Source organism: Streptomyces sp. LARHCF249, assembly GCF_052871255.1.
Genome location: NZ_JBIXJQ010000015.1, coordinates 62,668 through 75,791 on the forward strand (window position 1 = coordinate 62,668; position 13,124 = coordinate 75,791).

Below are 13,124 nucleotides of genomic sequence, written 5' to 3' on the forward strand. Positions count from 1 at the left end.
ATGAGTGCCGAGGACCTCGAAAAGTACGAGACCGAGATGGAGCTGAAGCTCTATCGGGAGTACCGCGACGTCGTCGGGCTGTTCAAGTACGTGATCGAGACCGAACGCCGTTTCTACCTCACCAACGACTACGAGATGCAGGTGCACTCGGTCCAGGGGGAGGTCTTCTTCGAGGTCTCCATGGCGGATGCCTGGGTCTGGGACATGTACCGGCCGGCCCGGTTCGTGAAGCAGGTGCGGGTGCTGACGTTCAAGGACGTGAACATCGAGGAGCTCAACAAGAGCGACCTCGAACTGCCGGGCAGCTGAGTTTCCTCCGCCGTACGGGTGACCGGGTTATCCACAACGGCGGAGTTGTCCACCAAGATCCACACGGTGGGCGGGGGCGCGCGATCGTCGGTACCGGAGGTGGTGCCGGATGAACGCGAAGGGCGTGGCACAGCAGGCATTGGGGCGGTACGGCGAGGAGCTCGCGGCGCGGCGGCTGGCCGAGGCCGGGATGACCGTGATCGCGCGGAACTGGCGGTGCCGCGGCGGGGAGATCGACATCGTCGCCCGGGACGGTGACGCCCTCGTCGTGTGCGAGGTCAAGACCCGCCGGGCGGGGGACTTCGAGCATCCCATGGCCGCCGTGCGGCCCGGCAAGGCCGAGCGCTTACGCGTGCTCGCCGGGCGCTGGCTCGCCGACCACGGCGGACCGCCCCCGGGCGGGGTGCGCATCGACCTGGTCGGAGTCCTGCTGCCCCGGCGCGGTGCGCCCGTGGTGGAGCACGTCAGGGGGGTGGCCTGATGGGATTCGCCCGAGCCTGTTCGGTGGCCCTGGTGGGCGTCGACGGCGTGGTGGTGGAGGTCCAGGCCGACCTGGAGCCCGGGGTCGCGGCCTTCACCCTCGTGGGGCTGCCCGACAAGACCCTGGTCGAGAGCCGGGACCGGGTGCGGGCCGCCGTGGTCAACTCGGGGGCGGCCTGGCCGCAGAAGAAGCTCACCGTCGGGCTGAGCCCGGCCTCCGTGCCGAAGTCCGGAGCCGGTTTCGACCTGGCCGTGGCGGCCGCCGTGCTCGGCGCCGCCGAGGTGGTCGACCCGGGGGCGATCGCCGATCTCGTCCTGATCGGCGAGCTGGGGCTGGACGGCCGCGTGCGCCCGGTCCGGGGGATCCTCCCGGCGGTCCTCGCCGCCGCGGAGGCCGGCTACCGGCAGGTGGTCGTCCCGCAGCAGTGCGCCGCCGAGGCCACGCTCGTACCGGACGTCTCGGTCCTCGGCGTCCGCAGCCTGCGCCAGCTGATCGCGGTCCTGACCGACGGTGTCGTCCCCGAGGAGGATCCCCCCGACCCGCCGGGCCGCCCCGACCCGATGCTGGCCGGCCTGGTCCTCCCGGGCGCGGGCCTGGGTACGGGTCTGGCCGGGCCCTCCGGGGGCTGGGACGGACTGGAGCTCGCCGATGTCGCCGGGCAGCGGCCGGCCCGGCGGGGCCTGGAGGTCGCGGCGGCCGGCGGCCATCACCTCATGTTGAGCGGGCCGCCCGGGGCGGGCAAGACCCTGCTCGCCGAGCGGCTGCCGGGCATCATGCCGCCGCTCACGCAGCAGGAGTCGCTGGAGGTCACGGCCGTGCACTCGGTCGCGGGAATCCTCCCGCCGGGCGAGCCCCTGGTGACCGTCCCGCCGTACTGCGCACCACACCACTCGGCGACCATGCAGGCCCTGGTCGGGGGCGGCAGCGGGCTGCCGAGACCCGGAGCGGTGTCCCTGGCTCACAAAGGCGTGCTCTTTTTGGACGAGGCGCCGGAGTTCCGCCCCCAAGTGCTGGACGCGCTCAGACAGCCCCTCGAATCGGGGCACATCGTGGTCGCCCGGGCTGCCGGAGTGGTGCGCCTGCCGGCCCGGTTCCTGATGGTGCTCGCGGCCAATCCCTGTCCCTGTGGGCGGCACACCCTGCTCGGCGCGGGCTGCGACTGCGCGCCCTCGTCGATCAGGCGCTACCAGGCGCGTCTGTCGGGTCCCCTGCTGGACCGCGTGGACCTGCGCATCGAGGTCGAACCCGTCAGCCGGTCCGACCTGCTCGGCCACGGGCCGGGCGAGAGCAGCGCCACCGTGGCGGAGCGGGTCGTCGAGGCCCGGGCGCGTGCGGCCCACCGCCTCGGCGACACCCCCTGGCGGATCAACAGCGAGGTCCCCGGGCGGGAGCTGCGCACGCGATGGCAGCCCGCCCCCGGGGCGCTGGCGCAGGCCGAGCGGGACCTCGAGCGGGGCCTGCTCACCGCGCGCGGGCTGGACCGGGTGCTGCGGGTGGCCTGGACCGTTGCCGACCTGCGCGGACGCGACCGCCCCGATGCGCTGGACGTGGCCGTAGCGCTCGAGCTGCGCACCGGCATCGCCCGCGGGGCGACCTTGGCGGCGGGGGCGGGGCCATGACGGGGGAGGAGGGCCGGGGTTCGACCGGGGGCGGGGAACAGGAGCTGCTGGCGCGGGCGGCGCTGACGCGGGTGTTGGAGCCGGGGGAGGAGCGGGGCGGGCGGTGGCTGCGGGAGTACGGGGCGGTGGGGCTGATACGGATGCTCACCGGGCCCGAGGGGGAGGGGCCGGGCGGGGTGGGGGAGGAGCGGCTCGCCGCGTATCGGAGGCGGGCGGCGCCGGCCGATCCCCGGCGGGACCTGGCGCTGGCCGCGGAGGCGGGCGGACGCTTCGTGTGTCCCGGGTCGGCGGAGTGGCCCACCCAGCTCGACGACCTCGGCGACGCCCGGCCCGTCGGGCTGTGGCTGCGGGGCCGGCCGAACCTGCGGACCTGGGCGCTGCGTTCGGTGGCCGTGGTCGGGGCCCGGGCCTGTACTCCGTACGGGGCGCACATGGCCCAGACCCTGGCCGCCGGGCTCGCCGAGCGGGGCTGGGTCGTCGTCTCCGGAGCCGCGTACGGGATCGACGGCGCCGCGCACCGCGGGGCCCTCGCCTCGGGCGGGGCGACCGCGGCGGTGCTGGCCTGCGGGGTGGACGTCGCCTATCCCCGCGGACACGCCGGGCTCCTCGGCCGGATCGCCGGCCAGGGGCTGATCCTCGGGGAGCTGGCGCCCGGCAGCCACCCGACGCCGAGCCGGTTCGTCCTGCGCAACCGGGTCATCGCCGCCCTCACCCGGGGCACGGTCGTGGTGGAAGCCGCCCACCGCAGCGGCTCCCTGGTCACCGCCCGGCGGGCCCAGGCGCTCGGGAGGTTCACGATGGGCGTCCCCGGGCCCGCCACCAGCGGGCTCTCGGCCGGGGTGCACGAACTGCTGCGGGGTGAGGCCGTTCTCGTGACCGACGCCGCGGAGGTGGTCGAACTCGTCGGCTCCATCGGCGAACTGGCTCCCGAGCGGCGCGGGCCCGTACTCGCCCGCGACCTGTTGGACCGGGAGACCGGCCGGCTGCTCGAAGCACTCCCGGCCGGCCGGCCGGTCCAGGTGGAGGAGTTGGCACGTGCCTCCGGCAACGGCACCGATGAAGTCATCGGCAGACTGTACGAACTTCACTCTCTGGGGTTCGTCGAACGGCAGGGCGACGTCTGGCAGTTGACCGGTCAGGCGGCGGGAGGCGGCACACAAACCGGAGCCACCCGGCGAGGCGGTCGTTGACCTGGGGCGTTCCGGTGAAAGAGTGAAACCGATGAGAGACGCGGTCCTCCCGGTGGCAGTCGCCGGGACCGTGCGCCAGGCGCCGGTCCCGGGTCGCCCGCGCGAGTCGGGTCGCCCGTGCGCCCCCGCGCCATCCCGTACTCTTCGCGCACCGCGACACTTCCGTCACGCTACGCTCCCAAGGAATCCGGCTCCGGCAAAGGCGAAGCATGCCCCAGCACACCTCAGGGTCCGACCGCGCTGCGGTGCCCCCCGCTGCCCGCGGCAGTGGGCGGTCCACCGCGCCCTCGTCCCTGGAGGTGCTCTGGCGCTCGTACAAGGACTCCGGTGACGAGCGGCTGCGGGAGCAGCTGATCCTGCACTACTCGCCGCTGGTCAAGTACGTGGCCGGCCGCGTCAGCGTGGGCCTGCCGCCCAATGTGGAGCAGGCCGACTTCGTCTCCTCCGGGGTCTTCGGACTGATCGACGCCATCGAGAAGTTCGACATCGACCGGTCGATCAAGTTCGAGACGTACGCGATCACCCGGATCCGCGGGGCGATGATCGACGAGCTGCGCGCACTGGACTGGATCCCGCGCTCGGTGCGGCAGAAGGCGCGGGCCGTGGAGCGGGCCTACGCCACGCTGGAGGCCCAGCTGAGGCGCACTCCGACGGAGAGCGAGGTCGCGGGGGAGATGGGGATCGGGGTGGAGGACCTCCACACGGTCTTCAGCCAGCTGTCCCTGGCCAACGTGGTCGCCCTGGAAGAGCTGCTGCACGTCGGCGGGGAGGGCGGCGACCGCCTCTCGCTGATGGACACCCTGGAGGACACCGCCGCCGACAATCCGGTGGAGGTGGCGGAGGACCGGGAGCTGCGGCGGCTGCTGGCCCGGGCCATCAACACGCTGCCCGAGCGGGAGAAGACGGTGGTCACCCTCTACTACTACGAGGGGCTCACGCTGGCCGAGATCGGCAACGTGCTGGGCGTCACGGAGAGCCGGGTCAGCCAGATCCACACCAAGTCCGTGCTCCAACTGCGGGCGAAGCTCGCCGATGTGGGGCGGTGAGCTTGCGGTACCTCCGTAGAGTGGAGACGTGCCCAGGATTCGAGCGGCCTCCGTGGCCGAGCACCGGTCGATGCAGCGCGGCGCCCTGTTGGACGCCGCGCGTTCCCTGCTGTCCGAAGGCGGGACGGAGGCGCTGACCTTCCCCGCACTCGCGGAGCGGACCGGGCTCGCCCGGTCCTCCGTGTACGAGTACTTCCGCTCCCGCGCGGCGGTGGTCGAAGAGCTGTGCGCGGTGGACTTCCCCGTCTGGGCCGCCGAGATCGAGGCGGCCATGGAGCAGGCGGAGTCGCCCGAGGCGAAGATCGAGGCCTACGTGCGGAGCCAGCTCGGTCTGGTGGGCGACCGGCGGCACCGGGCGGTGGTGGCCATCTCCGCGAGCGAGCTGGACGCCGGGGCGCGCGAGAAGATCCGCGCGGCCCACGGGGGGCTGGTGGCGATGATCGTGGAGGCGTTGGCTGCGCTGGGGCAGCGGGAGCCGAGGCTCGCCGCCATGCTGCTGCAAGGGGTGGTGGACGCCGCTGTCCGGCGCATCGAGCTCGGTGCGGCGGAGGATCCCGGTGTGGTGACGGAGACCGCGGTCGCCATGGCACTGCGGGGCGTCCGGGGCTGAGGTCCCGGGGCTCCGCCCGGACCCCGCGCCTCACACGCCGGCGGCGCCGGAGGGTGCGGCGGGGCTGTCCAGTGGGAGCAGGCGGGGAGCGGGGCGGGTGAGGAGGGTGAGGGGGTTGAGGTACTGCTCGCCTGACAGAAGGCCCCAGTGGAGGCACGGGGACGGGCAGTGGGTGCCCTCCGTGAGGACCGCCACCACCTGGCCCGCCGCCACCGCCTCGCCCTCCGAGACCAGCGCGCGGACCGGTTCGTAGGTGGTGCGCAGGCCGTTCGGAAGGGCGAGGGACAGGACTCCGCGGCCCGCCACCTGGCCGGCGTAGTGGACCCGGCCGGCCGCGACCGCCCTGACTTCCGCGCCCACCGGGGCGTCCAGGTCCACGCCGCGGTGCCCGGCCGCGTACGGGGTCGGCGGCGGGTCCCACCAGCGGGCCACGGACAGCGGCGCGGGCAGCGGGCGGACTCCGGGAACGGCGGCTTGGAGCAAGGTCAGCAGCAGGCTGATCAGCAGTGTCGTCATGGCGCACAGCGTCCCGCGCCAGGCCGTCCGGTGCGCTGCCCTGTGGACAGACGGCGGGGTGTGGACAACGGCGTCACCCGGCATACCGCCGGGTCCCGTACACTTCTTGTGGCGATCCGGGTCACCGGGTCGACTTCGCACGCCCCAGCACCAGCCTGAAACGGCCAGGTGAGAGCGTCTCTCGGTCCCTTTTCGGGGCAGGGCGCGGCGGGGCGTCAGGAACCAAACCGAGAAACCAAGGAGATGGCCATGGCCGTCGTCACGATGCGGGAGCTGCTGGAAAGCGGCGTCCACTTCGGTCACCAGACCCGCCGTTGGAACCCGAAGATGAAGCGCTTCATCTTCACGGAGCGCAACGGCATCTACATCATCGACCTGCTGCAGTCGCTGTCGTACATCGACCGCGCCTACGAGTTCGTGAAGGAGACCGTCGCGCACGGCGGCTCCGTCATGTTCGTCGGTACCAAGAAGCAGGCCCAGGAGGCCATCGCCGAGCAGGCGACGCGCGTTGGCATGCCGTACGTCAACCAGCGCTGGCTGGGTGGCATGCTCACCAACTTCTCCACCGTCTACAAGCGCCTTCAGCGTCTGAAGGAGCTTGAGGCGATCGACTTCGAGGACGTCGCCGCCTCGGGTCTCACCAAGAAGGAGCTCCTGGTCCTCTCCCGCGAGAAGACCAAGCTGGAGAAGACCCTCGGTGGTATCCGCGAGATGTCGAAGGTCCCCAGCGCCGTCTGGATCGTCGACACCAAGAAGGAGCACATCGCCGTCGGTGAGGCGCGCAAGCTCCACATCCCGGTCGTCGCGATCCTCGACACCAACTGTGACCCCGACGAGGTCGACTACAAGATCCCGGGCAACGACGACGCGATCCGCTCCGTCACCCTGCTCACCCGCGTGATCGCCGACGCCGTCGCCGAGGGCCTCATCGCCCGCTCCGGCGCCGCGACCAGCGACTCGAAGCCGGGCGAGAAGGCCGCTGCCGAGCCGCTCGCCGAGTGGGAGCGCGACCTGCTCGAGGGCGACAAGAAGGCCGACGACGCTGCTGAGGCCGCTCCGGCCGAGGCCGCTGCCGAGACCGTCGAGGCCCCGGCCGCCGACGCCCCGGCCGCCGAGGCCGTCGAGGCCCCGGCCGCCGACGCCGAGCAGGCCTGACCCTCTGAGAGAGCCCGGCGTTCACGCGCCGGGCACTCGCAGCACGGACGATGACGGCGGGGGAGCCGCGCCCAAGGCGCGGCGCCTCCGCCGTTCACCCGTAGATCTACGACTTCGAGAGAGAATCACAGACTCATGGCGAACTACACCGCCGCTGACGTCAAGAAGCTCCGCGAGCTCACCGGCGCCGGCATGCTGGACTGCAAGAACGCGCTCGTCGAGGCCGACGGCGACGTCGACAAGGCCCAGGAGGCCCTCCGTATCAAGGGTCAGAAGGGCGTCGCCAAGCGCGAGGGCCGTTCTGCCGAGAACGGTGCCGTCGTCTCCCTCATCGCCGACGACAACACCTCCGGTGTCATCGTCGAGCTGAAGTGCGAGACCGACTTCGTCGCCAAGGGCGAGAAGTTCCTGGCCGTCGCCAACCAGCTGGCCGCGCACGTCGCCGCGACCTCCCCGGCCGACCTCGAGGCGCTGCTCGCGTCCGAGATCGAGCCCGGCAAGACCGTCACCGCTTTCGTCGACGAGGCCAACGCCAACCTCGGCGAGAAGATCGTCCTGGACCGCTTCGCGCAGTTCACCGGCGGTTACGTGACCTCGTACATGCACCGCACGATGCCCGACCTGCCGTTCCAGATCGGCGTCCTGGTCGAGCTCGACAAGGAGAACGCGGACGTCGCCCGCGGCGTCGCGCAGCACATCGCCGCGTTCGCCCCGCAGTGGCTGTCCGCCGAGGACGTCCCGGCCGAGAAGGTCGAGTCCGAGCGTCGCATCGCCGAAGAGGTCACCCGCGCGGAGGGCAAGCCCGAGGCTGCCATCGCGAAGATCGTCGAGGGTCGCGTCAACGGCTTCTTCAAGGAGGCCACCCTCCTCGGCCAGCCGTACGCGCTGGACAACAAGAAGTCCGTCCAGAAGATTCTGGACGAGGCCGGTGTCACCCTGAAGCGCTTCGCCCGCATCAAGGTCGGCATCTGAGTCCGTCCGTACACGACGGACACCGGACCCCGGTAGGGTCTGAGGCAGTCGCCCGCGCTTGCGCGAGGCGACCGCAGATCTGACGAGGAGGCCATTGCCGCAGAGGGAACCGCGAGGACCCACCGGCAATGGCCTTCTTCGTATGTGCACGAGGAGATCTCCATGAATCAGGGCGTGGACCCCCACACCGCATCCGACGACAAGAGCGACCAGGACAAGAAGGGCCGCCGCTTCATGCTGAAGCTGTCGGGCGAGGCCTTCTCGGGTGGCAGAGGACTGGGCGTCGACCCCGACGTCGTCCACGCCATCGCGCGCGAGATCGCCGCGGTGGTCCGTGACGGCGCGGAGATCGCCGTCGTGATCGGCGGCGGAAACTTCTTCCGCGGCGCCGAGCTCCAGCAGCGCGGCATGGACCGGGCGCGGTCCGACTACATGGGCATGCTCGGCACCGTGATGAACTGCCTCGCACTCCAGGACTTCCTGGAGAAGGAGGGCATCGACTCCCGCGTGCAGACCGCCATCACCATGGGCCAGGTCGCGGAGCCGTACATCCCGCTGCGTGCCGTCCGGCACCTGGAGAAGGGCCGCGTCGTCATCTTCGGCGCCGGCATGGGCATGCCGTACTTCTCCACCGACACCACGGCCGCCCAGCGCGCCCTGGAGATCGACGCCGAAGCCCTGCTCATGGGCAAGAACGGGGTCGACGGCGTCTACGACTCCGACCCGAAGAAGAACCCGGACGCGGTGAAGTTCGACGCGCTGGAGTACGGCGAGGTCCTGTCCCGCGACCTCAAGGTCGCGGACGCCACCGCCATCACGCTGTGCCGTGACAACAAGCTGCCGATCCTCGTCTTCGAGCTGCTCGCCGCGGGCAATATCGCCCGCGCCGTCAAGGGTGAGAAGATCGGCACGCTCGTCAGCGACCAGGGAACCCGGGCCTGAGCAGTCCGCTTGCCGGACCGAGCCCGGACCGGCCCGCCCGTCATGCCCGCCTGAACCATCCATTCAAGACATGCAGGAGCACGTGGTGACCGAAGAGATCCTCCTCGAGGCCGAGGAGAAGATGGAAAAGGCCGTCGTCGTCGCCAAGGAAGACTTCGCCGCGATTCGCACCGGTCGTGCGCACCCGGCGATGTTCAACAAGATCGTGGCGGACTACTACGGCGCCATCACGCCCATCAACCAGCTCGCCTCCTTCTCGGTTCCCGAGCCGCGCATGGCGATCGTGACCCCGTTCGACAAGAGCGCCCTGCGCAACATCGAGCAGGCCATCCGCGACTCCGACCTCGGTGTCAACCCGAGCAACGACGGCAGCATCATCCGGGTGACCTTCCCCGAGCTGACGCAGGACCGCCGCAAGGAGTACATCAAGGTCGCCAAGAACAAGGCCGAGGACTCCAAGGTCTCCATCCGCTCCATCCGCCGCAAGGCGAAGGACGCCCTTGACAAGCTGATCAAGGACAAGGAGGCCGGCGAGGACGAGGTGCGCCGCGCGGAGAAGGAGCTCGACGACACCACCGCGAAGTACGTCGCGCAGGTGGACGAGCTCCTCAAGCACAAGGAAGCCGAGCTCCTCGAAGTCTGATGAACGACTCTTCCTGGCAGCCGGAGCCGGTTCCGGCGGGTCCCGCATACGATGCGCAGGTGGGCCCGCACACTCGGCCCATGCCCATCGTGCCCGATGCCGCCGGCCGTGACTTCGACGACCGGGAAGCACGCGATCGGGGGGCCGCCGCAGTCGGCGGCCCCCTCTTCCGCGCCGAAACGCCGCCGCAGGAGCCCATGCCCAGCCCCCCGCCCCCGCCCTCGCAGGCACCGCAGGACGACTCGCCTCCGCCGCCGAAGAAGCGGGCGGGGAGGGACCTGCGCGCCGCCATAGGGGTCGGCGTCGGCCTCGGCGCGGTGATCTTCGCTTCGCTGTTCGTCGTCAAGGCGGTCTTCGTCGGCGTCATCGTCGTCGCGGTCGTCGTGGGCCTGTGGGAGCTCACCTCCCGGCTGCAGGAGAAGAAGGGCATCAAGGCCCCGCTGGTCCCGCTCGCCGTCGGCGGCGCGGCCATGGTCATCGCCGGATACGTCCGCGGGGCCGAGGGCGCCTGGGTCGCCATGGCCCTGACGGCCCTCGCCGTGCTGGTCTGGCGGATGACCGAACCGCCCGAGGGCTACCTCAAGGACGTCACGGCGGGCGTCTTCGCGGCGTTCTACGTGCCCTTCCTGGCCACCTTCGTCGCGATGCTGCTCACCGCCGACGACGGGCCGCAGCGCGTGGTCACCTTCCTGGTGCTGACGGTGGTCAGCGACACCGGGGCCTACGCCGTCGGCTGGCGCTTCGGCAAGACCAAGCTCGCGCCGCGCATCAGCCCCGGGAAGACCCGCGAGGGGCTGTTCGGCGCGGTGGCCTTCGCGATGGCGGCCGGCGCGCTGTGCATGGAGTTCCTGATCGACGGCGGCACCTGGTGGCAGGGCCTGCTGCTGGGCCTCGCGGTCGCGGTCAGCGCCACGCTGGGCGACCTCGGCGAGTCGATGATCAAGCGTGACCTGGGCATCAAGGACATGGGGACCCTGCTGCCGGGCCACGGCGGCATCATGGACCGGCTGGATTCGCTGCTGCCCACCGCGCCGGTGGTGTGGCTGCTGCTGGCGGCCTTCGTGGGTACGGGCTGACCTGCGGAAAGGCGTCTCAGGACGCCGGGCGGTTACTCTTGAAAGGCGCGCTGCTTCTGCGGCGCGCCTTTCGTCTTACGAGGAGTACCTGCCATGGCCCGCCCTGTTCCGGGAGAGCTCACCTTCGTCGCCCCGCGCGGAGCCAAGAAGCCTCCCCGGCACCTCGCCGACCTCACGCCGGAGGAGCGCCGCGAGGCGGTCGCCGCGATCGGCGAGAAGCCGTTCCGGGCCAAGCAGCTCTCGCAGCACTACTTCGCGCGCTACGCGCACGACCCGGCCGAGTGGACCGACATCCCGGCGGGCTCGCGGGAGAGGCTCCAGCAGGAGCTGCTGCCCGAGCTGATGAACGTCGTCCGGCACATCTCGTGCGACGACGACACCACCCGCAAGACCCTGTGGAAGCTGCACGACGGCACGCTCGTCGAGTCCGTGCTGATGCGCTACCCCGACCGGGTCACCATGTGCATCTCCTCGCAGGCCGGCTGCGGCATGAACTGCCCGTTCTGTGCCACCGGCCAGGCCGGTCTGGACCGCAACCTCTCCACCGCCGAGATCGTGCACCAGATCGTCGACGGCATGCGCGCGCTGCGCGACGGCGAGGTCCCCGGCGGCCCGGCACGGCTGTCGAACATCGTCTTCATGGGCATGGGCGAGCCGCTCGCCAACTACAACCGCGTGGTCGGCGCCATCCGCCGCCTCACCGACCCGGAGCCCGACGGCCTGGGCCTGTCACAGCGCGGCATCACCGTCTCCACCGTGGGCCTGGTCCCGGCGATGCTGCGCTTCGCCGACGAGGGCTTCAAGTGCCGCCTCGCGGTCTCGCTGCACGCGCCCGACGACGAGCTGCGCGACACCCTGGTCCCCGTGAACACCCGCTGGAACGTCCGCGAGGTCCTCGGCGCGGCCTGGGAGTACGCCGAGAAGTCCGGCCGCCGGATCTCCATCGAGTACGCCCTGATCCGCGACATCAACGACCAGGCCTGGCGCGGCGACCTGCTGGGCAAGCTGCTCAAGGGCAAGCGCGTCCACGTCAACCTGATCCCGCTGAACCCGACGCCGGGCTCCAAGTGGACCGCCTCGCGGCCCGAGGACGAGCGGGCCTTCGTGGAGGCCATCGCCCGGCACGGCGTGCCCGTGACCGTACGGGACACCCGGGGCCAGGAGATCGACGGCGCGTGCGGCCAGCTCGCGGCCTCGGAACGCTAGATTCCGCCTCGCGGAGACCGTATTCGGCCACGGGGTACCCTGTGGCCGAACCAATTTCATATTCCGACAGGGGAGCGCCACAGCGCTGAGAGTGCGGTACCCGTCATCCGCAGACCCTCTGAACCTCGCCCCGGTCATTCGGGGTAGGAAGTTCGGTCACCACTCATGCTGTTGCGCCCTGCCCGGCGTCCGCTCCCACCAGAGCGCCGGGCAGGGCCGCGTCTTCTCCTGGTCATCCCAGGAGGAATCACCAGTGAGCACCACCACGAAGATCGCGGGCGCCGCGCTCGCGGCCGCCCTGGGCGTCACCACGCTCAGCGCCTGCGGCGGCGGCGACGCCAAGGACAAGCCCGCCGGCGCGAGCGACGCGCCGAAGTCCAAGACCGTCACCCTCGTCTCCCACGACTCCTTCAACGCGACCGAAGCGGTCCTCAAGGAGTTCGAGCAGCAGAGCGGCTACACGGTCAAGGTGCTGAAGTCCGGGGACGCGGGCGCGGCGCTGAACCAGGAGATCCTCACCAAGGGCTCCCCCCGCGGCGACGTCTTCTTCGGCGTGGACAACACGCTGCTCTCGCGCGCCCTGGACAACGGGATCTTCACCCCGTACGAGGCGAAGGGCCTGGGCGAGGTCAAGCCCGAGTTCCAGCTCGACAAGGAGCACCGGGTCACCCCGATCGACTCCGGTGACATCTGCGTCAACTACGACAAGGCGTACTTCGCCGACAAGAAGATCGCCCCGCCGCAGACGCTGGACGACCTGGTCAAGCCGGAGTACAAGAACCTGCTGGTCACCGAGAACGCCGCGACCTCCTCGCCGGGCCTCGGATTCCTGCTCGCCACCGTCGGCAAGTACGGCGACGAGGGCTGGAAGGACTACTGGAGCAAGCTCAAGGACAACGGCGTCGAGGTCGTCGACGGCTGGGAGCAGGCCTACAACGAGCGCTTCTCCGGCTCGGCGGGCGGCAAGAAGGCCAAGGGCGACCGCCCGCTGGTCGTCTCCTACGCCTCCAGCCCGCCGGTCGAGGTGCTGTACGCAGAGCCGCAGCCGGCCGAGGCCCCGACGGGCGTCGCCACCGGTACCTGCTTCCGCCAGATCGAGTTCGCGGGTCTGCTGAAGGGCGCGAAGAACGAGGAGGGCGGCAAGGCCCTCGTGGACTTCCTGATCAGCAAGAAGTTCCAGGAGGACATGCCCCTCCAGATGTTCGTGAACCCGGTGACGAAGGACGCTTCCCTGCCGGAGCTGTTCACCAAGCACGGTGTGGTGGTCGAGAAGCCGGAGAACGTGGCTCCCGAGACCATCGCCAAGAACCGTGAGCAGTGGGTCAAGGCATGGACCTCGCTCGTCGTGAAGTAAGCGGC

At 70.9% G+C, this 13,124-nt stretch carries 14 protein-coding genes; 13 read left to right on the forward strand and 1 reads right to left on the reverse strand.

The window, feature by feature from the left end; genetic code table 11:
- From ACIPUC_RS32640 to ACIPUC_RS32665, 6 genes are all read left to right on the forward strand, one after another.
- Window positions 1-309, forward strand: a complete 309-nt coding sequence (locus ACIPUC_RS32640; protein ID WP_005311352.1) for a DUF2469 domain-containing protein — start codon at window positions 1-3, stop codon at window positions 307-309.
- 109 nt (window positions 310-418) lie between these two features.
- The gene (locus ACIPUC_RS32645) at window positions 419-790 is read left to right on the forward strand and encodes a YraN family protein (protein ID WP_446593999.1); all 372 of its coding nucleotides are present in this window, start codon (window positions 419-421) and stop codon (window positions 788-790) included.
- Window positions 790-2,409 carry a YifB family Mg chelatase-like AAA ATPase gene (locus tag ACIPUC_RS32650; protein ID WP_446594000.1) on the forward strand — a complete coding sequence of 540 codons (1,620 nt, stop codon included), beginning with the start codon at window positions 790-792 and terminating at the stop codon, window positions 2,407-2,409. The genes ACIPUC_RS32645 and ACIPUC_RS32650 overlap by 1 nt, the downstream gene beginning before the upstream one ends.
- Window positions 2,406-3,599, forward strand: a complete 1,194-nt coding sequence (dprA, locus tag ACIPUC_RS32655) for a DNA-processing protein DprA (RefSeq protein ID WP_446594001.1) — start codon at window positions 2,406-2,408, stop codon at window positions 3,597-3,599. The genes ACIPUC_RS32650 and dprA overlap by 4 nt, the downstream gene beginning before the upstream one ends.
- 209 nt (window positions 3,600-3,808) lie before the next feature.
- A complete protein-coding gene (whiG, locus tag ACIPUC_RS32660) occupies window positions 3,809-4,645 on the forward strand; it encodes an RNA polymerase sigma factor WhiG (RefSeq protein ID WP_446594002.1) in 837 nt (278 codons plus the stop codon).
- Between the two features lie 52 nt (window positions 4,646-4,697).
- A complete protein-coding gene (locus ACIPUC_RS32665; protein WP_446594077.1) occupies window positions 4,698-5,255 on the forward strand; it encodes a TetR/AcrR family transcriptional regulator in 558 nt (185 codons plus the stop codon).
- 30 nt (window positions 5,256-5,285) lie between these two features.
- Here the strand turns inward: ACIPUC_RS32665 and ACIPUC_RS32670 are convergent, their stop codons facing one another.
- Entirely contained in the window at window positions 5,286-5,771 is a 486-nt protein-coding gene (locus ACIPUC_RS32670; protein WP_446594003.1) for a M23 family metallopeptidase, read from the reverse strand.
- Between the two features lie 249 nt (window positions 5,772-6,020).
- Between ACIPUC_RS32670 and rpsB the strand changes: the two genes are divergently transcribed.
- The 7 genes from rpsB (at window position 6,021) to ACIPUC_RS32705 (ending at window position 13,119) form a co-directional block, all read left to right on the forward strand.
- Entirely contained in the window at window positions 6,021-6,926 is a 906-nt protein-coding gene (rpsB, locus tag ACIPUC_RS32675; protein ID WP_446594004.1) for a 30S ribosomal protein S2, read from the forward strand.
- A 135-nt stretch (window positions 6,927-7,061) separates the two neighbouring features.
- A complete protein-coding gene (gene tsf, locus ACIPUC_RS32680; protein WP_446594005.1) occupies window positions 7,062-7,898 on the forward strand; it encodes a translation elongation factor Ts in 837 nt (278 codons plus the stop codon).
- 162 nt (window positions 7,899-8,060) lie between these two features.
- Window positions 8,061-8,840, forward strand: coding sequence for a UMP kinase (gene pyrH, locus ACIPUC_RS32685; protein WP_385176353.1), 780 nt, complete (start codon window positions 8,061-8,063; stop codon window positions 8,838-8,840).
- An 85-nt stretch (window positions 8,841-8,925) separates the two neighbouring features.
- Complete coding sequence (frr, locus tag ACIPUC_RS32690) at window positions 8,926-9,483, forward strand: ribosome recycling factor (protein ID WP_362302603.1); 558 nt, start codon at window positions 8,926-8,928, stop codon at window positions 9,481-9,483.
- Window positions 9,483-10,559, forward strand: a complete 1,077-nt coding sequence (locus ACIPUC_RS32695) for a phosphatidate cytidylyltransferase (RefSeq protein ID WP_446594006.1) — start codon at window positions 9,483-9,485, stop codon at window positions 10,557-10,559. The genes frr and ACIPUC_RS32695 overlap by 1 nt, the downstream gene beginning before the upstream one ends.
- Window positions 10,560-10,652: 93 nt before the next feature.
- Entirely contained in the window at window positions 10,653-11,765 is a 1,113-nt protein-coding gene (gene rlmN / locus ACIPUC_RS32700) for a 23S rRNA (adenine(2503)-C(2))-methyltransferase RlmN (RefSeq protein WP_446594007.1), read from the forward strand.
- Window positions 11,766-12,018: 253 nt separating this feature from the next.
- Entirely contained in the window at window positions 12,019-13,119 is a 1,101-nt protein-coding gene (locus ACIPUC_RS32705; RefSeq protein ID WP_446594008.1) for a thiamine ABC transporter substrate-binding protein, read from the forward strand.
- The last annotated feature ends 5 nt before the right edge of the window (window positions 13,120-13,124 follow it).

Coding starts and splice junctions, on each gene's coding strand:
- ACIPUC_RS32640 (WP_005311352.1), top strand. CDS start 1: ATGAGTGCCGAGGACCTCGAAAAGTACGAGACCGAGATGGAGCTGAAG.
- ACIPUC_RS32645 (WP_446593999.1), top strand. CDS start 419: ATGAACGCGAAGGGCGTGGCACAGCAGGCATTGGGGCGGTACGGCGAG.
- ACIPUC_RS32650 (WP_446594000.1), top strand. CDS start 790: ATGGGATTCGCCCGAGCCTGTTCGGTGGCCCTGGTGGGCGTCGACGGC.
- dprA (WP_446594001.1), top strand. CDS start 2,406: ATGACGGGGGAGGAGGGCCGGGGTTCGACCGGGGGCGGGGAACAGGAG.
- whiG (WP_446594002.1), top strand. CDS start 3,809: ATGCCCCAGCACACCTCAGGGTCCGACCGCGCTGCGGTGCCCCCCGCT.
- ACIPUC_RS32670 (WP_446594003.1), bottom strand. CDS start 5,771: ATGACGACACTGCTGATCAGCCTGCTGCTGACCTTGCTCCAAGCCGCC.
- rpsB (WP_446594004.1), top strand. CDS start 6,021: ATGGCCGTCGTCACGATGCGGGAGCTGCTGGAAAGCGGCGTCCACTTC.
- tsf (WP_446594005.1), top strand. CDS start 7,062: ATGGCGAACTACACCGCCGCTGACGTCAAGAAGCTCCGCGAGCTCACC.
- pyrH (WP_385176353.1), top strand. CDS start 8,061: ATGAATCAGGGCGTGGACCCCCACACCGCATCCGACGACAAGAGCGAC.
- ACIPUC_RS32695 (WP_446594006.1), top strand. CDS start 9,483: ATGAACGACTCTTCCTGGCAGCCGGAGCCGGTTCCGGCGGGTCCCGCA.
- rlmN (WP_446594007.1), top strand. CDS start 10,653: ATGGCCCGCCCTGTTCCGGGAGAGCTCACCTTCGTCGCCCCGCGCGGA.